Annotated in this window: 21 protein-coding genes; 6 read left to right on the top strand and 15 right to left on the bottom strand. The window is 72.7% G+C overall.

The features are described from left to right. Window positions 1-3: 3 nt before the first annotated feature. Window positions 4-774: a hypothetical protein gene (locus ACIBBH_RS36980; RefSeq protein ID WP_399412409.1), complete on the bottom strand. Its 771-nt coding sequence runs from the start codon at window positions 772-774 to the stop codon at window positions 4-6. A gap of 224 nt (window positions 775-998) precedes the next feature. On the opposite strand from ACIBBH_RS36980, the gene ACIBBH_RS36975 reads away from it, so the two are divergent. Beyond that, window positions 999-1610 (top strand): flavin reductase family protein, encoded by a 612-nt coding sequence (locus ACIBBH_RS36975; RefSeq protein WP_399412407.1) that lies wholly within the window; start codon window positions 999-1001, stop codon window positions 1608-1610. A 341-nt stretch (window positions 1611-1951) separates the two neighbouring features. Here ACIBBH_RS36975 and ACIBBH_RS36970 read toward each other — a convergent pair whose 3' ends face one another. The 4 genes from ACIBBH_RS36970 to ACIBBH_RS36955 form a co-directional block, all read right to left on the bottom strand. After that, window positions 1952-2509 carry a GNAT family N-acetyltransferase gene (locus ACIBBH_RS36970; protein WP_399412405.1) on the bottom strand — a complete coding sequence of 186 codons (558 nt, stop codon included), beginning with the start codon at window positions 2507-2509 and terminating at the stop codon, window positions 1952-1954. 179 nt (window positions 2510-2688) lie between these two features. Continuing rightward, entirely contained in the window at window positions 2689-3738 is a 1050-nt protein-coding gene (locus ACIBBH_RS36965) for a Zn-dependent alcohol dehydrogenase (protein ID WP_399412403.1), read from the bottom strand. Window positions 3739-3750: 12 nt separating this feature from the next. Beyond that, complete coding sequence (locus ACIBBH_RS36960) at window positions 3751-4899, bottom strand: acyl-CoA dehydrogenase family protein (RefSeq protein ID WP_399412401.1); 1149 nt, start codon at window positions 4897-4899, stop codon at window positions 3751-3753. Between the two features lie 172 nt (window positions 4900-5071). Further along, complete coding sequence (locus ACIBBH_RS36955) at window positions 5072-5983, bottom strand: SDR family oxidoreductase (protein WP_399412399.1); 912 nt, start codon at window positions 5981-5983, stop codon at window positions 5072-5074. Between the two features lie 85 nt (window positions 5984-6068). On the opposite strand from ACIBBH_RS36955, the gene ACIBBH_RS36950 reads away from it, so the two are divergent. Further along, window positions 6069-7004 (top strand): cyclase family protein, encoded by a 936-nt coding sequence (locus tag ACIBBH_RS36950; protein WP_399412397.1) that lies wholly within the window; start codon window positions 6069-6071, stop codon window positions 7002-7004. A gap of 314 nt (window positions 7005-7318) precedes the next feature. On the opposite strand, the gene ACIBBH_RS36945 is transcribed toward ACIBBH_RS36950, so the two are convergent. From ACIBBH_RS36945 to ACIBBH_RS36925, 5 genes are all read right to left on the bottom strand, one after another. After that, window positions 7319-7783 (bottom strand): ATP-binding protein, encoded by a 465-nt coding sequence (locus ACIBBH_RS36945; RefSeq protein WP_399412456.1) that lies wholly within the window; start codon window positions 7781-7783, stop codon window positions 7319-7321. 18 nt (window positions 7784-7801) lie between these two features. Next, window positions 7802-7939 (bottom strand): hypothetical protein, encoded by a 138-nt coding sequence (locus ACIBBH_RS36940; protein WP_361805511.1) that lies wholly within the window; start codon window positions 7937-7939, stop codon window positions 7802-7804. Window positions 7940-8336: 397 nt separating this feature from the next. Beyond that, window positions 8337-9200 carry an acyl-CoA dehydrogenase family protein gene (locus tag ACIBBH_RS36935; protein ID WP_399412454.1) on the bottom strand — a complete coding sequence of 288 codons (864 nt, stop codon included), beginning with the start codon at window positions 9198-9200 and terminating at the stop codon, window positions 8337-8339. A 7-nt stretch (window positions 9201-9207) separates the two neighbouring features. Further along, window positions 9208-10341 (bottom strand): acyl-CoA dehydrogenase family protein, encoded by a 1134-nt coding sequence (locus ACIBBH_RS36930; protein WP_399412394.1) that lies wholly within the window; start codon window positions 10339-10341, stop codon window positions 9208-9210. Next, entirely contained in the window at window positions 10341-11534 is a 1194-nt protein-coding gene (locus ACIBBH_RS36925; RefSeq protein WP_399412392.1) for an amidohydrolase family protein, read from the bottom strand. The genes ACIBBH_RS36930 and ACIBBH_RS36925 overlap by 1 nt, the downstream gene beginning before the upstream one ends. A 168-nt stretch (window positions 11535-11702) precedes the next feature. Here ACIBBH_RS36925 and ACIBBH_RS36920 point away from each other — a divergent pair, with 168 nt between their 5' ends. Further along, on the top strand, window positions 11703-13223 hold the full coding sequence (locus tag ACIBBH_RS36920; protein WP_399412390.1) for a class I adenylate-forming enzyme family protein: 1521 nt from the start codon (window positions 11703-11705) through the stop codon (window positions 13221-13223). On the opposite strand, the gene ACIBBH_RS36915 is transcribed toward ACIBBH_RS36920, so the two are convergent. Both ACIBBH_RS36915 and ACIBBH_RS36910 read right to left on the bottom strand, forming a co-directional pair. Continuing rightward, on the bottom strand, window positions 13202-13714 hold the full coding sequence (locus ACIBBH_RS36915; RefSeq protein ID WP_399412388.1) for an EF-hand domain-containing protein: 513 nt from the start codon (window positions 13712-13714) through the stop codon (window positions 13202-13204). The genes ACIBBH_RS36920 and ACIBBH_RS36915 overlap by 22 nt on opposite strands. Before the next feature lie 133 nt (window positions 13715-13847). Beyond that, complete coding sequence (locus ACIBBH_RS36910) at window positions 13848-14228, bottom strand: STAS domain-containing protein (RefSeq protein WP_399412386.1); 381 nt, start codon at window positions 14226-14228, stop codon at window positions 13848-13850. Between the two features lie 399 nt (window positions 14229-14627). Between ACIBBH_RS36910 and ACIBBH_RS36905 the strand changes: the two genes are divergently transcribed. Further along, window positions 14628-15221, top strand: a complete 594-nt coding sequence (locus ACIBBH_RS36905) for a sigma-70 family RNA polymerase sigma factor (RefSeq protein ID WP_399412384.1) — start codon at window positions 14628-14630, stop codon at window positions 15219-15221. After that, window positions 15218-16510 (top strand): maleylpyruvate isomerase N-terminal domain-containing protein, encoded by a 1293-nt coding sequence (locus ACIBBH_RS36900; protein WP_399412382.1) that lies wholly within the window; start codon window positions 15218-15220, stop codon window positions 16508-16510. The genes ACIBBH_RS36905 and ACIBBH_RS36900 overlap by 4 nt, the downstream gene beginning before the upstream one ends. Window positions 16511-16534: 24 nt before the next feature. Here ACIBBH_RS36900 and purU read toward each other — a convergent pair whose 3' ends face one another. Then, window positions 16535-17416 (bottom strand): formyltetrahydrofolate deformylase, encoded by an 882-nt coding sequence (gene purU / locus ACIBBH_RS36895; RefSeq protein WP_399412380.1) that lies wholly within the window; start codon window positions 17414-17416, stop codon window positions 16535-16537. 47 nt (window positions 17417-17463) lie between these two features. Further along, window positions 17464-17964 carry a hypothetical protein gene (locus tag ACIBBH_RS36890; RefSeq protein WP_399412378.1) on the bottom strand — a complete coding sequence of 167 codons (501 nt, stop codon included), beginning with the start codon at window positions 17962-17964 and terminating at the stop codon, window positions 17464-17466. 117 nt (window positions 17965-18081) lie between these two features. Between ACIBBH_RS36890 and ACIBBH_RS36885 the strand changes: the two genes are divergently transcribed. Continuing rightward, window positions 18082-19392, top strand: a complete 1311-nt coding sequence (locus ACIBBH_RS36885; protein WP_399412377.1) for an ABC transporter substrate-binding protein — start codon at window positions 18082-18084, stop codon at window positions 19390-19392. Between the two features lie 65 nt (window positions 19393-19457). On the opposite strand, the gene ACIBBH_RS36880 is transcribed toward ACIBBH_RS36885, so the two are convergent. Continuing rightward, complete coding sequence (locus ACIBBH_RS36880) at window positions 19458-21056, bottom strand: hypothetical protein (protein WP_399412375.1); 1599 nt, start codon at window positions 21054-21056, stop codon at window positions 19458-19460. Between the last annotated feature and the right edge of the window lie 189 nt (window positions 21057-21245).

Raw genomic sequence — 21245 nt, 5'->3', positions numbered from 1 at the left:
CGCTCAGCCGGAGGTCCGCTTCAGGATCCGCAGTTCTCCCCCGTCCGGGTCGCCGAAGAGCACGAACAGCTCGGGGGCGTCCTCGGAGCCGCTGATCGACCAGTGCGTGTCCTCGCCGCAGTCGCCGTCGAGCCGGACGAGCACGCCGTCCCGGCCGGCGTTGTCCGCGTCGGCGTCGGGCTCCCAGGTGCCGGAGCCCTCGCACGTGACGTAGTCCCGCCTTCTCCAGTCCTCGTCCGCGGGCTCGGCCGGCAGCCTGCCGGCCTCGGCCCGCCCGCCGGGGCGCAGCCGCAGCTCCGCCCCGTCCGTGCCGTGCCAGACCCCTGTGAGCTCGGTGGTGGTCAGCTTCGGGGGCTCGTACTGCGGGACCAGGCCGGCCTCGGTGGCCAGCAGGCCGCCCCCGAGGGTCAGGGCGAACAGGGCGACGCAGGCGAGGGCCGAGCGTCCCCAGACGCCCCACCAGCGCCAGGCGCGGGTGCGGACATGGGCGACCCAGAGGGCGGGCAGAACGCCCAGGGCCGTGAGCGCCGGGACCGTGGCGGTGAGCGGTGCCCCCCAGCAGGGCCGCCACCGCCCCCCAGAGAGTGGCCGGGACCACCGGGGCCGCCGGCTGCCAGAGCCAACCGGGGCCGCCGAGGTGACGGGCGGCCAGGCGGGCGAGCACCACCGAGGGCAGGATGAGGGCGAAGGCCAGTGCCAGCCCCAGGAACGGCAGCAGCAGGGGCGCGAAGACGAGCAGACAGAGCACGCCCAGGGCACCGCCGTTCCCGGCACCGTAGTCGTCCCGGCTGAAGCTCCCGATCCACCACACCAGTCCGGCCGCCGGCAGCTGCGCCGCGCACAGCGCCGCGGCCGCGTTCAGGTCAGCGTACGACCAGGTCGAGCCGGTTTCCCCGCGCATCTTTCCCCACCCCACGGGGGCAGCGTACGTGCGGCCACCGTGGGGCCCGCCACAGCCCTTCCTGTCTGACGGATCGTCAGCTTCAATGGTCGGTGTGATGGGACACGCAGGGATGGCGGCCGCCGCCGTCCGTTACCTCAGGTCGGCCGAGGTCCCGCCCGCGGGGCCCGTGGAGGCGCTGCCGCGCCCGGAACTCCGGTGCGTCCGGGAGGGCGAACGCACACCGGTGGACCAGGGCGAGTTCCGGCGGGTCCTGGGGAACTTCCCGACCGGCGTGACCGTGGTCACGGCACCCGCCACGGACGGCGCGGACTCCCCCGCCGGGTTCGCCTGCCAGTCCTTCTCCTCCCTCTCCCTCGACCCGCCGCTCGTCGTGTTCCTGGTCGGCCGTACGTCCACGACGTGGCCGCGCATCGCCCGCGCGGGCGTCTTCTGCGTGAACGTCCTGGCCGCCGGCCAGGGCGAGGTGTGCCGCGCCTTCGCGGTGAGCGGCGCGGACAAGTTCACGGGCGTGGCGTACGACCCGGCGCCGGTGTCCGCCTCCCCGCTCCTGGCCGGGGCCGCCGCCTGGATCGACTGCACGATCCACGCCGTCCACACCGGCGGCGACCACCTCATCGTGGTGGGCCGGGTCGACGCCCTGGGCACGGGCGAGGCCCCCGACGGACCGCTGGTGTTCCACCGGGGGCGGTTCGCGCGGCTGGCCTAGGGGGTGCGGGCGCCGCAGATCGCGAAGGTGCCGGCGAGCAGCCGGAAGGGACCGATGGGGGTCCCCCGCTCGAGCGGAGCCGAGAGTGGGGGAGGGCGGTGGAGAACGGACCGTGAGCGTGCGGCGGGCGGCGCCGACGACCGGGGGCGGCTTGGGGGGACGAACTCCCGTGCGCCATAGGGTTTCCGGCCCACGTCGGCCGGGTGGTCGCGCAGCAGCCGGACGAACGGCGCGGTGAGGAGTGAGCCCCTGCCAGCCACGGGGAGACCGACAGGGGCTCTGTACCCGACGCGCTTCGGTTTTGTTGCTTCGGTGCCGCACGCTCCGTTCACAGACTGCGCTCAGCGCAGCTCGAGCAGCATCACGTCGTGGAGGTCCGCGCTCTCCCCCCACGGCCGCGCCTCGCCGACCTTGCGGTATCCCCACGCCCGGTAAGCGGCCGACGCCGCCCTGCTGCCCGGGTGGACGTTCAACAGCACCCGCTCGGCTCCGATGCCGTCGAGCAGCGTCTCGTGCAGACGACGGGCGATGCCCTGTCCACGCCACGGTCCGCGCACGGCGAGTTCCATGAGCCCGAAGGTGCGGTGCCCGTCCTCGCGCCGCATGTCCTCGGGCACGGGCTCGGTCAGTTCGTCCCACCAGCCCGTGTCGGGACGGAGCGGGTGGCCGTACGCCATGCCGACCGGCTCGCCGTCCTCGCAACGGGCCAAGGTGGCGCGGAAGGCGCGGTTGCGAGCCTGGACGGGGAAGCGGCGGAAGGCGGCGGCGACGTCGTCCTCGCTCTCGTTGTAAGGAGGCTCGGCGAACGCTTCGGCGTAGATCAGCCTGAACGCGTCCTCGGCCTGCACTGCGGCCGCTCCATCCATGCGCTCTACCGCGATGGTCCCTTGCTGCGTCATGTGGTGCCCCCCTCGGACGGTCTCACACTGCGCTCGCCGCATTCGCGGCCCGCTGAAACTCCGTGATCTTACCCGCCAAACGCTGTGAGACCCCGATCCTGCGCCTCCAGGCGGCGCTGGGGGTGACGCCGACGGCGTACCGGCGGACTTCCGGGCGGTGACGAGGACGTGAGTCACGTTCAGAAGGTGAGCACCGCCCGCGCCACCCGCCCCGCCTCCGCGTCCGCCCGCGCCTTCTCGAAGTCCTCCACCGGGTAGGTCGCGGTGACCAGTTCGTCGAGGAGCAGGCGGCCCTGGCGGTACAGCTCGGCGTAGAGGGCGATGTCGTGCTGGGGGCGGGAGGACCCGTAGCGGCAGCCGAGGACGGCCTTGTCCAGGTACAGGGAGGACACCAGGAAGGACGCCTCGGCGGTGGCTGGGGGGACGCCGAGGAGGATCGCCTGACCGTGGCGGTCGAGCAGGTCGATGGCCTGGCGGATGAGCTCGACCCGGCCCACGCATTCGAAGGCGTGGTCGACCCCCGTCGGCAGCAGGTCCTGCACGCCCTCCGTCGAGGTCAGGAAGTCGGTCGCGCCGAACTGCCGGGCCACCGCCTCCTTCGCCGGGTTGGCGTCCACGGCCACGATCCGCAGGGCGCCCGCGAGCTGTGCGCCCTGCAGGACGTTCAGGCCGATCCCGCCGGTGCCGATCACCAGGACGCTGTCCCCGCGCTCCACCCGGGCCCGGTTGAGCGCGGCCCCCATCCCGGTCAGCACCCCGCAGCCGATCAGCGCGGCGGACGGCAGCGGGATGTCCTTCGGGATGCGGACGGCCTGCACGGCCTTCACCACCGTGTGCTCGGCGAAGGCCGAGCTGGACGCGAACTGGTACAGCGCGTCCCCGCCCCGGACGAACGGCCGCCCCGGCCGCCCGATCGCCTGCCGGCACATCGTCGGACGCCCCCGGTCGCACTCCGCGCACGTCCCGCAGTTGGCGAGCGTGGACAGGGCCACGTGATCGCCGGGCGAGACGTGGGTGACGCCCGCGCCGACCGCCTCCACCACCCCGGCACCCTCATGGCCCAGCACCACGGGAACCGGGAAGGGTATGGTCCCGTCCACCACCGACAGGTCGCTGTGGCACAGCCCCGCCGCCGAGATCGCCACCCGCACCTCGCCGGGCCCCGGATCCCGTACGGCCAGATCGTCCACGACCCGCACCTGCTTGCCGTCGAACACCACACCGCGCATGCCGCAGCCCCCTCAGCCCTTCGGTTCCCTCGGCAGGCCGAGCACGCGCTCGGCGATGATCGTGCGCTGCACCTGGTCCGAGCCGCCGTAGATGGTGTCGGCCCGGGAGAAGAGGAACAGGTGCTGAAACGCGTCCAGTTCGTACGGCACCGCCGGCGACCAGTCCGCCGGGCCCGCGCTCGCCGCCGCCCCCCGCACCAGCATCGCCAGCTCCCCGAGCCGCTGGTGCCAGCCCGCCCACAACAGCTTCGCCACACTGGGGGCGCCCGGGTCGCCCGAACCGCCCAGGGTGCGCAGGGCGTTCCAGCGCATCACGCGCAGCTCGGCCCACTGCCTGACCAGGCGGTCGCGTACGACGGGGTCGTCCGCCGCGCCGGTGTCCAGCGCCGTCCGTACGACCCGCCCCAACTCCTCCGCGAAGCCGATCTGCTGAGCGAGCGTCGACACGCCCCGTTCGAAGCCGAGCAGGCTCATCGCCACCCGCCAGCCGTTGCCCTCGCCGCCCACGCTGTGCTCCACGCGCGCGCGTGCGCCGTCGAAGAACACCTCGTTGAAGTCGCTCGTGCCCGTCATCTGGCGGATGGGCCGGACCTCGATCCGGCCCGGCTGGTCCATGGGCACGAGCAGGAAACTCAGGCCGTGGTGGCGGCGGGAGCCGGGGTCGGTGCGCGCCAGCACGAAGCACCAGTCGGCCTCGTGGGCACGTGAGGTCCAGACCTTCTGGCCCGTGATCCGGTAGTACGGCTCCCGCGGCTCGCGTACGGCCGCGGTGCGCACGCCCGCCAGGTCCGAGCCGGCGTTCGGCTCGCTGTACCCCTGGCACCACAGCTCGGCGCCGGCGGCGACCGGGGGGAGGAAGCGGGCCTTCTGTTGGTCGGTGCCGTGGGCGATCAGGGTCGGGGCGAGGAGGTTCTCCCCGATGTGCCCCGAGCGCGGTGGTGCCGGGGAGCGGGCGTACTCCTCGGCCCAGGCGACCTGCTGGGTGAGGGTGGCGGTGCGGTTGCCGTAGCCCGGCTCGGACCAGCCGAGGCCTATCCAGCCGGCCGCTCCGAGGGTCCGCTCCCAGGACCGGCGGTCTTGCGCACCGCCCGCGTGCGCCGCGAGCCACGCCCTTGCCTCGGCCCGGAATGCCTCGTCTTCCCCGGTGAACCCGAACTCCACGGTTACCGCCTTGGTCGGCTGACTGGACGTTGCTCGGATGGTTGCTCGGTGCTGCCGCCGGGGAGGTGCCGCTCGCCCGCGCCGACGGGGTGCCTCCCCCACTCTCGGCTTCGCTCGAGCGGGGGGACCCCCATCGCCCACCCGTGCCGCCCCGGCGGCACGGCTGCAGCAGCTACGCGTTCGGCCGGGAACCCTCCCTCGCCGCCCTCTCCATCGCCTCCAGCTGGGACAGCATCGGCATCGGATCCACCCCCACCGACCCCGGCAGGAAGTCCGCGATGCTCTCCGGGGTCCACCCGCCGGAGGCGTACGCCGCGCGCAGCTCCCGCGGCTGCGCCCACACCGCGATCTTCGGCCCCGCGATCGTGTACACCTGCCCAGTGATCCGCTGCTCCCTCGCCCGGTCCGACAGCAGGTAGACGACCAGCGCCGCCACGTCCTCCGGTTCCCCGATCTCCTTCAGCTCCACGGGGACGCCCGCGGACATCCGCGTACGCGCGACGGGCGCCACCGCGTTGGCGGTCACCCCGTACTTGTGCAGGCCCAGGGCCGCGCTGCGGACGAGGGAGATGACGCCGCCCTTCGCGGCGCTGTAGTTGGCCTGCGAGACGGAGCCCTGGTGGTTGCCGCTGGTGAAGCCGATGAGCGTGCCGGACCTCTGCCTGCGCATGACCGCGGAGGCCGCCCGGAAGACGGTGAACGTGCCCTTGAGGTGGGTGGCGACGACCGGGTCCCACTCCTCCTCGGACATGTTGAACAGCATCCGCTCGCGCAGGATCCCGGCCACGCAGACGGCCCCGTCGAGCCGCCCGTACGCCGACAGGGCCGTGTCGGCGACCCGCTGCCCGCCCGACATGGTGGAGATGTCGTCGGCCACCGCGACGGCCTCGCCGCCCGCCGCCTCGATCTCCTTGGCCACGGCGTCGGCGACCTCGCTGGTGGGTGAGGTGCCGTCGGTGGAGACCCCGTAGTCGTTGACGACGACCTTCGCCCCCTCGGCCGCCGCCGCGAGGGCGACCGCCCGGCCGATGCCCCGCCCGGCGCCGGTCACGGCGACGGCCTTGCCTGCCAAGAAGTTCCCCACGCCCGGCCCCTTCCCGCGCTATCTGACGGCCCGTTAGATTTTATGGCGCGCCGGACGTGCGGAGACAAGCCCCGGGGAGGACCGGATGTCATTGCCGACACTTCATCCCGCGTTTCACGACATCGCCGAGCGCGTGAACAACTGGGGCCGCTGGGGGGCGGACGACGAGATCGGCACCCTGAACCTGATCACCGACGAGGTGGTGCGCGAGGCGGCGGCCGCCGTCCGCACCGGGCGCCGCGTCCCCCTCGCGCTGCCGCTGAAGCAGGACGGCGTGCAGACCGGGATGATCCCGGGGCGGGTCAACCCGCTGCACGCGATGGTGCAGGTCAACCAGGAGCTGTTCGGCCCGGGGACGGTCGCGTGCAGCGACGACGCCGTGACGATGGGGCTGCAGGCGGGCACCCACTGGGACGCGCTGACACACGTCTCGCACTCGGGGATGCTCTACAACGGCCGGCCCGCCGGCACCGTCACCGCACACGGCGGCGCCGAGTTCAGCGGCATCGACAAGGCGCGGCACATCGTCTCGCGCGGGGTGCTGCTCGACGTGGCACGCGCGCGTGGCGTGGACCGGCTGGACGGCGGGCACGCGGTCACCCCGGAGGATCTCGAGGAGGCCGAGGAACTCGCCGGGACGCGGGTGCGCGCGGGGGACGTCGTGCTCGTACGGACCGGGCAGGTACAGGTGTATCTCGCGGGCGACAAGCACGGCTACGGCTATCCGTCGCCGGGGCTTTCGGTGCGCACGCCGGAGTGGTTCCACGCGCGCGATGTCGCCGCGGTCGCCAACGACACCCTGACTTTTGAGATATTTCCGCCTGAGATAGAGGATTTGTGGCTGCCCGTGCACGCCCTGGACCTGGTGGAGATGGGGATGCTCCAGGGCCAGAACTGGAATCTCGAAGAGTTGTCCACAGCCTGTGGAGAAGAAGGGCGGTACGCGTTCCTGCTGTCCGCGATGCCCGAGCCGTTCGTCGGCGCGACCGGCGCTCCGGTGGCACCGGTGGCCGTCCTCTGACGTCCCCGGACACCCTCTGACGCCCAGTGGCATCCGGATGGCGGCACGGCACCCGCCTCGAGCACGGCCCCGCGCGCCGCCATCCGGCCTACGACCCACACTCGCCGAGGACCTCCGTCACCCAGGCCCTCGCCGTCCCCTCGCGGCGAATCGATGACCACAAGCGTGATCAAACGGTCACGAGGCGTCAACACCCGTACGGGGATTTATTACTTAGGTCCCATTCATGGCGGACGCGCACGGGTGCACACCCCGGCGCACCGGTCTACGGCCACCACGCTCCGGCCGGGTTCCCCGCCCCCCGTGCACCGGGGCTACACCGCCTCGAAGGCCAGCCCCTCGAACGCCGTGAGCCCGCCCCCGCACGCCGGCGGCGCGCCTTCCCCGGGCTGTTCGCAACGGTCCAGTTCGCACCAGATGCGCTTGCCCGCGCCCTCCTGGCTCCAGCCCCAGCGGTCGGCGAGACCGTCGACGAGGGCCAGGCCCCGGCCGCCGGTCGCGTCGTCGTCCGCGCACCTGGGCGCGGGCGCGCGCGTGCTGGCGTCGGCCACCTCCAGGCGCACGGGGGCGGACTCCGTCGCCGCGCCGGGCAGGGAGAGCCGCAGCACGGCCGGAGTCCCGGTGTGCACCACGGCGTTGGTGACCAGCTCGGAGACGAGCAGGATCAGGGTCTCGGCGAGCGACTCGTCGTCCGCCATCCCGGACCCGGCGAGCCGCGAGCGCGCCCACCTCCTGGCTCGCCCCACCTCCGCGGGGTCGGGCCGGATCTCCAGCTGCACTTGAAGCACCTGCACCGCTCACACCATCCGAACCGGCGGACACATGACGCCACGCCACGCGAACGCCACGACGAGGGTCGCGACGAGCACCACGACGAGGGCCACGATCGTAGCCATTTTCTGCATGGCCAGAACAACGGCCAGAGCAGGGGTCACGGAACGTGATTCCCTTGCCGGACAGCATGGTTGACGTACAGTCACCTCAACAAGCGCTTCGGGCATATTCCAGCGCGAAGGAGTACGTGTACGGCATACTGTGCGACGCTCATCACGGGGAGTCGAACAGGCGGGGGCAGAAGCCCTGTCCGCCCTGCGAGCAGCGGTACGCGCCACCGGCTGTGGGGCCGCCCCAGGGGCCGCGCCGGCATGGCTCGAGCTGTGAACCACTCGCATCTCACACAAGGTACCGGAGCGGGTCGCCGACTCCGGGCCGTGACGAGTCACGCGTAGGACACAACCCGGTATCAACGCTCCGTGATCACTGTGTGCCACGATCCGCGACATGCCCTGCGGGCGGTCCGCGGACTTCCCAGCCCAGCGGCCTTCGAGCGGTTCAGGCGAGGAGATCGGCGGCGAGCAGCTCCTCACTCTCCGTGATCCCACCGGGACGTTGAGCTCGCACCCACGTTCGCTTCAGATGCAGGTGCACCTCGGCTTCCCAGGTGAAGCCCATGCCGCCGTGGACCTGGAGGCAGTCGCGGGCGCCGCGTACGGCCGCCTCGTCGGCGAGCAGCCGGGCGCCCGCGATGTCCACCGGGTCGCCGGTGACGGCGGCCGCGTAGACGGCGGCCCGGGCGGTCTCGACCCGGACCAGCATCTCCGCGCACAGGTGTTTGACCGCCTGGAAGGCCCCGATGGGCTGCCCGAACTGCTCTCGCGCCCGGGCGTGTTGCACCGCCAGTTCGCACGCGCGCGTGGCCGTGCCGAGCTGCTCGGCGGCGGTGAGGAGCACGGCGGCGGGATCCGGCGCGCGGACCCGGGGCACCCGGTGCAGCGGCGTCAGCGGGTCCACCGATCGCAGGGGTACGGCCCCGGAGGCGTCCCCGAGCACGCTGTCGGCCTCGGTCAGCCACTCCACCAGGGCGCCGTCCACAGCGGTCACCACGGCCTCCCCGGTGGCCGCGCCCGGCACGGACCCGGCCGCGAGATGGGTGGCCACCAGCGGGCCCGGCAGCAGTGCCCGCCCGGCCTCCTCGAAGGCCAACACGGCTTCGGGCAGGCCGAGTCCGACCCCGCCGTCCGCCTCCTGCAGCCGCAGCGCGAAGAAGCCGGCCTCCCCCAGTTCCCGCCACAGCGCCCGGTCGAGACCGGGCGCGGTGACCGCGGCCCGCAGCGCCTCACGGTCGAAGCGCCGGGCCAGCAGCTGCCGCATCCCGTCCCGCAACGCCCGCTGGTCCTCGGTCAGTTGGAATCGCAAACCCACCTCACCGCCCCTTCGGCAGGCCAAGGATCCGCTCACCGACGATCGTGCGCTGGATCTGCGAGGTGCCGGCCGCGATGGTGTACGAGAGGGAGGAGAGCCGGTCGAGGACCCAGGGCCGGTCGAGGTCGAGACAGTCCGGGCCGAGGACGTCGGCCGCGGTGTCGTACAGCTCCTGACGCGCGTGCGAGTACCTCAGTTTGAAAACCGAACCCCCGACTCCGGGCACCCCGCCGCTCGACTCCGCCTCGCTGACGTTCCACTGCGTCAGCCGCCACAGCGCACGGAACTCGGCGTTCAGCCGCCCGAGCCGCCGCCGCAGCGCCGGATCGTCCCAGCGTCCGTTCTCCCTGGCCCGGCGGGCCAGTTCGCCCAGCACCCGGCGGCAGGCGACCACCTCGCCGACGAACGCCGTGCCGCGCTCGAAGGACAGCGTCACCATCGTCACCCGCCAGCCGTCGTTCTCCGCGCCGACCCGGTTGGCCACCGGCACCCGCACCTCGTCGAGGAACACCTCCGCGAACTCCGCCGACCCGGCGAGCGTCCGCAGCGGCCGTACGGTGACGCCCGGCGCGTCCATGGGCATCGCGAGCCAGGTGATGCCCCGGTGCCTGGGCGCCGAGGGGTCCGTGCGCACCAACAGCTCGCACCAGTCGGCGACTTCGGCGTGCGAGGTCCATGTCTTGGACCCGCTCACCACGTAGTCGTCGCCGTCCCGCCACGCGCGCGTGCGCAGTGACGCCAGGTCGGATCCGGCGTCCGGCTCGCTGAACCCCTGGCACCACACCTCCTCGCCCCGCAGGATCGGCGGCAGCCAGCGCGCCCGCTGCCCGTCCGTCCCCTCGGCGGCGATGGTCGGCCCCGCGTGCAGCAGCCCGACGAAGCCCGCGCCCACATAGGGAGCGCCCGCCTTCTCCGTCTCCTCCAGGAAGATCAGCCGCATGGTCGGAGAGGCGTCCCAGTGGACGTCGGCGTACCCGGCGCCGTACAGCATCCGCTGCCAGCCGAGGTCGTAGGCGCGGCGCCCCGGCCAGTCGTCCGGGGAGGGCTTCGCGGGAAGCGTGGGCAGCGCCTCGCCCAGCCACTGCCTGAGCCGGGCCCGGAACTCCTCCTCCTCGGGCGTGTACGTCAGGTCCATTACCTGTCGAGGTCCAGGTCCAGCATGCGGATCGCGTTGCCCCGCATGAGCTTGTAGACCGTCTCGTCGTCGAGGCCCTTCACATGGTCGAGGGCGACCTCCTTGGTGTGCGGGAAGGTGGAGTCGACGTGCGGATAATCGGTCTCGAAGGTGGCGTTGTCCCGGCCGACGACGTCGAGGGACGCCACCCCGTGCTTGTCGCGGAAGAAGCAGCAGAAGATCTGCCGGTAGTAGTACGTCGACGGCGGCTCCGGGACGAGGTCCCGCACCCCGCCCCAGGCCCGGTGCTCCTCCCAGACGTCGTCGGCGCGCTCCAGGGCGTACGGGATCCAGCCCATCTGGCCCTCGGAGTAGGCGAGTTTGAGGGCCGGGAACTTCACCAGCACCCCGCTGAAGAGGAAGTCCGTCATCGAGGCCATGGCGTTGTTGAAGGACAGCGAGGCCTGCACGGCCGGCGGCGCGTCCGGGGAGGCGGCGGGCATCTGCGAGCTGCTGCCGATGTGCATGTTGACGACCGTCCCCGTCTCCTCGCAGACCGCGAAGAACGGGTCCCAGTAGCCGGAGTGGATCGAGGGCAGGCCCAGGTAGGTGGGGATCTCGGAGAAGGTCACCGCTCGGACCCCGCGGGCCGCGTTGCGCCGGATCTCCGCCACCGCCAGCTCCACGTCCCACAGCGGGATCAGGCACAGCGGGATCAGCCGCCCGCCGCTGTCCCCGCACCACTCCTGGACCATCCAGTCGTTGTAGGCCCGCACACAGGCCAGCGCGACCTCCTTGTCGTGTGCCTCGGCGAAGGTCTGCCCGCAGAAGCGCGGGAAGGTGGGGAAGCAGAGACTGCCCTCGACGTGGTTGAGGTCCATGTCCTCCAGCCGGGCCTTCGGGTCCCAGCAGCCGCGCCGCATCTCCTCCCGGGTGATGCCCTCCAGCGTCATCTCGTCCCGGTCGAAGCCGACGGCGGCGATGTTGCGCTTGTACGGGAACTTCAGGTCCTCGTAGATCCACCAGTCGGCAGGCGGGCCCTCCGGATCCATCGTGATCCGGTACTTGCCGCCCACGTAGGCGAGTTCGCCGATCCCGGCGGTGAGCGGCTTGGGGCCGCGGTCCCGGTACTTCGCCGGCAGCCAGGTCTCGAAGAGGTGCGCGGGCTCGATCACGTGGTCGTCGACGCTGATGATGCGGGGCAGTTCGGTCATGGGTCCCCTCCGCCTGAGTCCGGCCGCCACTTATCTGATGGACCGTCAGATTCTCCTGGGCAAGCAGGCTAATGGCGCACCCCTGGACCGACAAGGCACACCGCCCTACGCTCTGTCCACGAACCTGACTGTCCGTCAGTTCTCTGAGCCGGTCACTGGGGGCCCGCCGTGAACGACACCGCACACGCGCTCAGCACCTCCCGCACCCTGTGGGAGCTGGCCGTCCGCCGCGCCGAGCTCACCCCCGACCGGCCGGTCCTGCTCCAGGACGACGGGCCGGACCATCGCGTCCTCACCTTCGGCGGGCTGCGCGACCGCGCCGAGCGCGTGGCGGCCGGCCTGTACGGCATGGGCGTACGCCCCCGCACGGTCGTCGCGTGGCAGCTGCCCACCCGGATCGAGACGGCCCTGCTGTCCTTCGCGCTGGCCCGGATCGGCGCCGTACAGTCGCCGGTCATCCCGTTCTACCGGGACCGGGAGGTCGGCTTCGCGCTGCGGGAGTCCAGGGCGGAGTTCTTCGCGGTGCCGGGGACCTGGCGGGGGCACGACCACACGGAGATGGCGCGGCGCCTCGGCGCCAAGGGGGTCTTCGAGGCGTACGACGACCTGCCCGACGGCGACCCGGCGGTACTGCCCGCGCCACCCGCCGAGGGCACCTCCGTGCGCTGGATCTACTGGACCTCGGGGACCACCTCCGACCCCAAGGGCGTGCTGCACACCGACCGGTCGCTGATCGCGGGCGGGTCGTGCCTCGCGCACGCGCTGCGCCTCACGGCGGACGACGTGGGCTCGATGGCCTTCCCGTACGCGCACATCGCCGGGCCCGACTACACGGTGATGCTGCTGCTGTACGGCTTCCCGGCGGTGATGTTCGAGCAGTTCGCGCTGCCGGAGGCGCTGGCGGGCTACCGCAGGCACGGGGTGACGGTGGCCGGCGGGTCGACGGCGTTCTACTCGATATTCCTGGCCGAACAGCGCAAGCAGCCGGGGGCGAAGGTGATCCCCACGCTGCGGCTCCTCGCGGGCGGCGGGGCGCCCAAGCCGCCGGAGCTGTACCACTCGGTCGTACGGGAGATGGGCGTGCAGCTCACCCACGGGTACGGCATGACCGAGGCGCCGATGATCACCATGGGCTCCCCCGACGACACGGCCGAGGACCTGGCGACGACCGAGGGGCGGCCGCCGGCGGAGATGGAGGTGCGGATCGTCGACGGGGAGGTGCGGCTGCGCGGGGAGACCGTGTGCCAGGGGTATCTGGATCCGGCACAGACGGCGGAGGCATTCGACGAGGAGGGGTTCCTGCGCACCGGCGACCTCGGGCATCTGACCGGATCCGGGCACCTGGTGCTCACCGGCCGCCGCAAGGACGTGATCATCCGCAAGGGGGAGAACGTCTCGGCGAAGGAGATCGAGGACCTGCTGCACCGGCACCCGGCGGTGGGCGACGTGGCGGTCATCGGGCTGCCGGACGCCGAGCGCGGGGAGCGGGTGTGCGCGGTGGTGGAACAGCCGCCGGGCGCCGAGGAGCTGACCCTGGAGGCCGTCACCTCCTACCTGCGCGCGGAAGGGCTGTCGGTGCACAAGCTGCCGGAGCGGCTGGAGGTGGTGGACGCCCTTCCGCGGAACGAGACCCTGCGGAAGGTGCTCAAGTACCGGCTGCGCGAACGCTACTCGGGGACGGTGAAGTAGCCGGCGAAGGCCGGGACGATCTCCGCCTCGCCCACCTTGCCGTCGCCGTCGGTGTCGAGGCCGCCGGCGATCGCCTGCGCGAGGTCCTCCCGCACTCCGAGCGCCCTCAGCACACGCGCGATGTCGGCGACCGTGGCCGCGCCGTCCCCGTCGGTGTCCGCCACGTCCAGGGCGGCGTGCAGGAAGGGGCGGGCGATCTCCGCGAACCGCTCCGGATTGTCGCGCAGGCGCTTGACCGCGCCGGTGACGAACTCCTCGCGGGTGATGCGCTGGTCACCGTCCCGGTCCGCGATCCCCGCCATGCCCTGCCAGAACGCCTCCGCACCGGCGTACAGGGCCTGCCCCTTGTCGGAGCGGGCCGCCACGCCGAACTCGGCGAGCAGCGCCTTGGCCGCGCCGCTGAAGTCCAGCCGGTCGATGTAGCCGTTGCCGTCCTGGTCGAAGGTGGCGAACCGGGCGGCGATCCTGCGCTCGTACTCGGTGCTGACCATCTCTTTCGGGCCGCCTTACGTCACGTGGGGGTACGTCCGGCAGGGAGCGTACGACGCCGGGACCGGTCCCCGGGCGGGAAAGCGACGGCTGTACCAAGACCGGGGAAATATTGGGGGAATTCTGCGACAAACGTCACGCGCTCAGCGGGTCGGGCTCGTCGGTCACCGCGCTGTCGAGGTCGGCGTACACGTCGAACAGCCGCCGCACGCCGAGCGCGCCGAGGACCCGGTTGACGTGCGAACCGTCGACGGCGCCGCGGGCCGGCAGGATCAGCCGCAGCCGGCCCTGACAGGAGCGGATCAGGCGGCGGGCGGCGATGAGGACGCCGACGCCGCTGGAGTCGCAGAAGAAGACCTCCGAGAGGTCGAGGACGAGGCTGTGATGGCCGTCGGCCACCACGTCGTGCACGCGCTGGCGCAGCACCGGCGAGGTCATCAGGTCCAGCTCGCCCGACACCCCGAGCACGGCCCACTCGCCCATTTCGACGCCGGTCACCTTGAATGCCACGGCCACGTCCTCCGCTCGCCGGATCTCCCGGAACCGCCCGGGTCCACCCGGACCCGCCTGGACCCGCCTGGACCCATCTGGAAACGGAAGCAGTTCCTTCGCTTCTTTCCGCGCGGCTGCCCAGCGGCCGTTCCCGGAAACCCCGGACGGCAAACTACAGACGATCGTCGAGGGACTTGTTTCGGTCACCTCCGATCCTGTTCGATCGAGGAAGGTCATGGCGTGCTCATCGTGTGGTCGCCAGGTGGAGGTCGCGTGCGATACGACGAAGGTCCATTACCACTTGCGGGCTCTCAAGGGGCGCACATTGGCACAAAGGGGCGTGCGTTGTCCGACATGCCGACTACATTCGAGGACAGGGTGGATCCAGGCTGGACACGGACACCGGGAGGGGGAGGGGGCCGGATGGCCAAGAAGGACGCGCCGCCCCGCTGGGACCGCAGGATGCAGCAGCGGCTCGCACGCGGAGAGGCGGCGGCCCTCGGTGAGCTCTACGACCGCTTCGCCTCACTCGTCCACGGCCTCGCCCACCGCGTCCTCGGCGACGAACGGGCCGCCGACGGCATCACCCGCGAGGTCTTCGCCCACGTCTGGGAACACCCGGACGCCTACGACCCCCGGCAGGGCCCCCTGCGCTCCTGGGTCGCCGCGCTGACCCACCGGCTCGCCGTGCAGCGGCTGCGCGCCACCGAGACCGCCGCGCTCACCCGGGGCGGGACCGGCTCCCCGCAGGACGGCACGGAGGAGCTGGAGCGCAAGGTGCGCCGCGCCTCGGTCGCCGCCCGCGCCGACTACATCGTCCACTCCATGCCCGCCCCGCTGCGCGCCGCCCTGGAACTGGCCTACGTCCAGCGCCGCGACTACCGCCAGGCCGCCGCCGACCTCGGCGTCACCGAGGACGAGGCCCGCCGCCGGCTCCGCCTGGGCCTGCAGCTGCTGTCCACCGCCCACAACGCGGCGGCACCCGGGGCACCGCCCGGATACGGCGGTGCGGTGTGACGGGCTTCGAGGAGTACGACGGCCCGGGCAGCGGCGGCGGTGACGGCACCGCACCCGGGCCCGGCCGGGAGCCGTCGCCGCGCATACCGCTGCCCCGCGCCTCCGTGGAGGACACCGGGCTGCCGCTGCCCGACCTGCCCGGCCCGGAGGACCTGCCGCCCGTGCCGCTGGACCTCCCGCACAACGTCCTGAAATCACTGCTCGGCGCGTGGGCGCTGGCCGCCTGTTCGGCCGCGGAGACGGCGGCCGTCGAGGCGCATCTCGGCGAGTGCGGCACGTGCGCGGAGGAGGCGCTGCGGCTGCGCGAGGCGGTGGGCCTGCTGCACCAGCCCGAGAGCCTCGACCTGGACCCGGGGCTGCGCACCCGCGTCCTGCAGAACTGCCTCGACCGCCGGCCGCCGGAGATCCCGGTGCCGGAGTGGGCGGCCCCGTACGACGCCGAGACCGCGCGCCTTGACGCGCTGCTGCAGGACTTCGGGGACGCGGAGTGGCATGCGCCGGTGCGGCTGCGGTGGTTCGCGCGGGACACGGCGACGAGCCGTCGGACCACCGTCGCCGGGGTGATCGCGCATCTGCTGTCCGTCGACGGGCTGGTGGCGGTGGCGCTGGGCCTGGAGGATCCGCTGGCGGAGGCGGACGTCAAGGACATCGGCGAGGCGGCAGGACCCGCCGCCCGCACCGAGGCCTTCTGGCGGGCCTCGCGCTTCCCGCCGACCCGCGCGGTCCGCTCACCGTGGCGGGAACAGAGCCACAGCCTCCTGCGGACGGTCTCCTTCACCGCGGGCGCCGGAGAACTCCCGGTCTCCTACGGCGACTTCACCCTGCCGCTGCACGACGCGATGCTGGACCGGGCCTTCGAGTGCTGGGTGCACGCGGAGGACATCGCGGACGCCGTGGACTACCCCTACCAGCCGCCCGCGCCGCGCCATCTGCACCACATGATCGACCTGGCGGCCCGCATGCTGCCCACCGTCCTCGCGGCCCGCCGCCGCTCGGGCCTGGCCTCCCCCGGCCCGGCCCGGCACCTGGCTCCGGCGGGCGCCCCGGGACGCAGCCTCCGCCTGGAGATCGAGGGCTCCGGCGGCGGCGAGTGGTTGATCCCCCTGGACTCCCCCGCCGCGGTGGGCTCCCCCGACCACGAGGTGGCCCATGTGGCCCTGGACGGCGTGGAGTTCTGCCGCCTCGCGGCCGGCCACGTCTCCCCGGCGGAAGCAGCAGCGGGCCAGCTCGGCGACCGGAACGCGATCAGGGACGTACTGTTCGCGGCGGCTTCGCTGAGCCGGATGTAGCTCGCCCCGGTTGCCGTTGGGAACCTACGCGAACACCACCGTCCGCCGCCCGTTCAGCAGAATGCGCCGCTCCGCATGCCACTTCACGGCCCGCGCCAGCGCCTGGCACTCCACGTCACGCCCGATGGCGACGAGCCCCTCCGGCGTCACGTCGTGCCCGACCCGCTCGACCTCCTGCTCGATGATCGGGCCCTCGTCGAGGTCGGCCGTGACGTAGTGCGCGGTCGCCCCGATCACCTTCACACCCCGCGCATGCGCCTGGTGGTACGGCTTCGCGCCCTTGAAACTCGGCAGGAAGGAGTGGTGGATGTTGATGATCCGCCCACTGAGCTTCTTGCACAGGTCGTCGGAGAGGACCTGCATGTAGCGGGCCAGCACCACCAGCTCGACGTTCTCCTCGTCCACGATCTCCAGCAGCCGCGCCTCGGCCTGCGACTTGGTGTCCTTCGCCACGGGGATGTGATGGAAGGGAATGTTGTACGACCCCACCAGCTCCTCGAAGTCGGTGTGGTTGGACACCACCGCCGCGATCTCCACCGGCAGCGCCCCGATCCGCGCCCGGAAGAGCAGGTCGTTCAGGCAGTGCCCGAACTTGCTGACCATGAGCACGATGCGCATCTTCTCGTCGGCCCGGTTGATCTGCCACTCCATGTGAAAGGAGTCACCGATCGCCGCGAAGCTCGCCCGCAGCTTGTCCACCGTCACCGGCGCCTCCGCCGAGAAGTGGACCCGCATGAAGAACAGTCCCGTGTCGTGGTCGCCGAACTGCTGGCTGTCCTCGATGTTGCAGCCGGTCATGAACAGGTAGCTCGACACGGCGTGCACGATGCCCTGCTTGTCCGGGCAGGAGAGCGTGAGGACGTACTGATCGGCGGGAGCCGCGGCTCGGTTGGACTGCTCGTTCATGCAGGACAGGGTCCCATATCCCCAGTGAGCCCGCGGTCCGCCGTCCGCTACGCGGACCGCGTCATGATCCGCAGCACCTCGAGGCTCCGCGGCGGCGCGTCCGGGTCCTCCCCGTCGCTCGCCGCCATCCGCACATGCGCGTCCCGCGCCGCCCGCACCGCCTCCGGCCACGCGTGGTGGTCGAGGTAGGCGGCCACCGGCGCGTCCGGCCCCACCTGGTGCATGATCCGCAGCACCCGCAGCACGGCCGTGTCGACCAGCGCCGCCTCCTGCGAGTCCCGGAATATCGTCCCGACGTACTTCTCGGCCGACCAGTTGTCCAGCCAGGTGTCCTCGACCAGCCGGTACACGGCGTCGGTGACGTCGCCGTACCCGTCGGCACCCGCCAGCCAGACATCCCGCTGGAACACCGGATCGGAGAGCATGTGCAGCGCCGAGCGCACGTTGCTGCGCCAGCGCCACCACGGCATGTCGTTCAGGGGCATGCCGCCCATGGTGGAGGAGCGACGGCCGCGACGGGAAGAGTTCTCCGAACCTTGCACGGTCACCGATCGTACGTTCCGCGTCCCGCGAGCCTCACGGGCCCCCGTAATTCACCTCTGTGTCACCACCCGTTGACCCGAGGTCACTCCCACGTTAGCGATGTGACGGAATCGTGCGTGTCCATGACCGGCAGGCGACGCATCCGCAAGACCTTCCTCCGCTTCCTCCCCCGGCCCGCGAGGGCCACCGCTCTGTCCGCGGGCGCGCTGGTCGCCTGTGCGTCGCTCGCCGCCGGATGCGGGGTCGTCCCCGGTACCACGGGGGGTTCCGGGGACGGCCCGATCAAGGTCATGACCTGGGCGCCGGACGGGACCGACGCCACCAACAAGCCCGGCATGCCCGCCATGGCCCTCGCCTACGCCCGCTGGATCAACGCCCACGGCGGCATCAACGGCCGCGAGCTGAAGGTCCTGACCTGCAACGACCACAACGACAGCGTGGGCGCCGCGAGATGTGCCCGGCGCGCGGCCGACGAGGACGTGGTGGCGGTCGTCGGCTCCTACAGCCAGTTCGGCGACTCCTACTTCGCCCCGCTGGAGGGCGCGGGCATCCCCTACATCGGCGGCTACGGCGCGACGAACGAGGAGTTCACCCGCGCCTACTCCTACCCCGTCAACGGCGGCCAGCCCGCACTGCTGGCCGGCCTCGGCAGGGCGCTCGCCGGCAGTTGCGGCCCCGTCGCCCTGATCCGGCCCGACAGCATCGCCGGCGACGAGCTGCCGGCCGTCCTCGACGCGGGCCTGAAGTCCGGCGGCCACACGGAGGCGGACGACCTGCTCGCCGCCGAGGACGCCACCGAGTACGGCACCACCTCGGACCGGGCGCTGAAGGCGGCGACCGCCGACCCGGTGAAGAGGGGATGCGTGGTGCCCGCGCTCGGCGACCGCAACGACACCTTCATGGACTCCTACCGGCGCGCCCGCGAGGACTACCCGGCGGTGCGCACCGCGACCGTCATCGGCAGCGTCGACCAGACGACGATCAACGCCACGGGCGGGGCGTCGGGGCCGTACGAGGGGGCGTACATCACCGGCTGGTACCCGGTGGCCTCCGACGCGCGCTGGGACCCGATGAAGAAGGTGATCAACGAGGAGGCCTTCGGCGACAACCGCATCGACCCCGCGGACGCCGGAGTGCAGACGACCTGGATCGCCTACACCGTCCTCAAGGCCGTCGTGGAGAAGATCGGCACCGGCGAGGTCTCCGCCGACACCGTGCGGCGCACCCTCGACGACGGCATCAAGGTCCCCACGGGCGGCCTCACGCCCCCGCTCGAGTGGCCCCGCAACGCCGAGCTCGCCGCCGTCGGCCTCACCCGGCTGGTCAACGCGGACGTGACCCTCCAGGTCGTCAAGGGCGGCCGGCTGGTCACGGCCGGCAAGGGCGGGACCGTGGACGTGACGGGGACGCTGGAGAAGGCGGACCTCGGCTAGGACGGAAAGGTTTGCCGGAGAGCCGGTGAACCTTTCCGGTCACAGCACCAGACCCGCCCCCTGGCTCACAGCTGGGTCGGCTGGCGCTGGGTGAGGCCGTACGTCTTGGCGATCGTGTTCCACAGCGCGGCGGCCTTGACCTTCTGGGCGCTGGCGGTGCCGCTCGCGCGGTTGCCCGCCTGTGTCTGGCCGGTGCTGCGGGCCTGGCCCTTCTTGCAGCCCTTCTTGCCGGAGACCTGGTCGGCCCATGCCGCGTAGTGGTTGTCGGCCGACGCCGACGCCTGCCACGCCTGGGTGAGCGCGGTGGTCAGGGCGGCGTTGTTCGGCAGCTTGTCGACGGACAGCTTCGACAGGCGGGTGACCAGGCCGTTGCGCTGCTTGGCCGCGTCGCGCAGGTCGGAGGCGGCGTCACCGAGGTTGTCGCAGGCCTTCACATCGGCCACCGCCTTGATCACCGAGGCGCGGCTGTTGCCGCTGTCGGCGAGCAGCTTGTCCAGGGCGACGGCCTGCTGCCGGGCCGGGTCAGCGGCGGCGGACGTGGAGCCCTGGGTCGCGGGCGCCGACGCGGCGACGGTCTTGTTGTCGTCGTCCTGGTCACCGCCGCCGCCACCGAGCAGGGCACCCGCACCGATGCCGAGCACGGCGATGCCGATACCGACGGCCGCGATCAGCGGCACCCGGGATCCGGTACGGCCGCCCCTGCCGCCGCCGTCACCGCCGGCCTCCGGCCCGCGCGGCCCGCCGCCCGGTCCCTGCGGGCTGTAGGAGGGCTGCGGCTGCCCGGGGTGGGCGGCGGGCGGCTCCTGGAAGCGCGGCAGCTGCGCCGTGGCCGCGGCGGGCCCGTCGGCCGGTCCGCCGCGGAAGAGGTTGTCGAACTCGGCGGGCGGCTGCCGGTCCCCGCCGGGCGCGCCGGTGTACGGCGGGATGTACTGCGTGGCCTCGGCGTCCGGGCCGGACACGGCGGGCTGCGGCTGCACCGCCCGTCCCAGGTACCGCGTCTCCTCGGCCCCCGTCTCGGGCGGCAGCGCCCCCGGGGCCACGGGCGGTATGTACTGGGTCGCCCCCTCGTCGACCGGCGCGGGCCCGGCCGCGACCGGCGGGAGGTACCGGGTCGCGCTGTCGGCGGCGGGGCCCGGGGCGACCGGCGGGAGGTACTGGGTCGCGCTGTCGGCGGCGGGAGGCAGGGGGGCGCTCTGTGCGCCGGGGCCGCCATGGCCGTACGACGGCTGGGGGGCGGGGGCGCCGGAGCCGTACGCCGGGTTCTGCGCGCCCTGGCCACCGGCGCCGTACCCCTGGTCGTCCGGTACCCGCCCCCCGTACGTGGGCGCCGGGGCGCCCTCCGGGGGCAGCGGGCCCGCGCCCGCGGTGCCCGGGGGCCGGCTGGTCCACGCGGCGGGCTGCTCCGGGGTGTTCCACTGCTGGGCGGCCGCCGGGGGCCGGCCCTGGCCCTGCTGGGGCGCCTGCTGCTGCTCGGGGCCCCACGGCCGGCCCCAGGCCTGGCCGCCGGACGGGCCGGCCGGGGGCTGGCCCGCCGGGGCGGCCGGGTGCGAGGCGGGTCCGCCCGTCATGCCCGGCAGCAGGGGCTCGCCACCGTCGGAGGGCAGCACGATGCCTTCGCGCGCGGGCCGCGCCGAGGGCTCCTCGCCCTGTCCACTCTGCGTCACCGGGACTCCTACGATTGGGGGACCTTCGGAACGTCGGCTCACGCTACCGGGTCCCCTGAGCCCGATGCCACGCAGCTCAGGGCCTGACCTCCTGCCCTGTGACAGCCGTAACAAATCGCCCCGCGGTGCGCTGTTCACGGCACCTCCCCCGCGTCCCCGGTTCGTTTGCCGTGCGTTCACACATCCGCG

The organism is Streptomyces sp. NPDC051636 (genome assembly GCF_044453765.1).
Lineage (GTDB): Bacteria > Actinomycetota > Actinomycetes > Streptomycetales > Streptomycetaceae > Streptomyces.
This window is presented reverse-complemented; position numbering and strand designations above follow the sequence as displayed.

Coding starts and splice junctions, on each gene's coding strand:
- ACIBBH_RS36975 (WP_399412407.1), top strand. CDS start 999: ATGGGACACGCAGGGATGGCGGCCGCCGCCGTCCGTTACCTCAGGTCG.
- ACIBBH_RS36970 (WP_399412405.1), bottom strand. CDS start 2,509: ATGACGCAGCAAGGGACCATCGCGGTAGAGCGCATGGATGGAGCGGCC.
- ACIBBH_RS36965 (WP_399412403.1), bottom strand. CDS start 3,738: ATGCGCGGTGTGGTGTTCGACGGCAAGCAGGTGCGGGTCGTGGACGAT.
- ACIBBH_RS36950 (WP_399412397.1), top strand. CDS start 6,069: ATGTCATTGCCGACACTTCATCCCGCGTTTCACGACATCGCCGAGCGC.
- ACIBBH_RS36930 (WP_399412394.1), bottom strand. CDS start 10,341: ATGGACCTGACGTACACGCCCGAGGAGGAGGAGTTCCGGGCCCGGCTC.
- ACIBBH_RS36925 (WP_399412392.1), bottom strand. CDS start 11,534: ATGACCGAACTGCCCCGCATCATCAGCGTCGACGACCACGTGATCGAG.
- ACIBBH_RS36915 (WP_399412388.1), bottom strand. CDS start 13,714: ATGGTCAGCACCGAGTACGAGCGCAGGATCGCCGCCCGGTTCGCCACC.
- ACIBBH_RS36905 (WP_399412384.1), top strand. CDS start 14,628: ATGGCCAAGAAGGACGCGCCGCCCCGCTGGGACCGCAGGATGCAGCAG.
- purU (WP_399412380.1), bottom strand. CDS start 17,416: ATGAACGAGCAGTCCAACCGAGCCGCGGCTCCCGCCGATCAGTACGTC.
- ACIBBH_RS36885 (WP_399412377.1), top strand. CDS start 18,082: ATGACCGGCAGGCGACGCATCCGCAAGACCTTCCTCCGCTTCCTCCCC.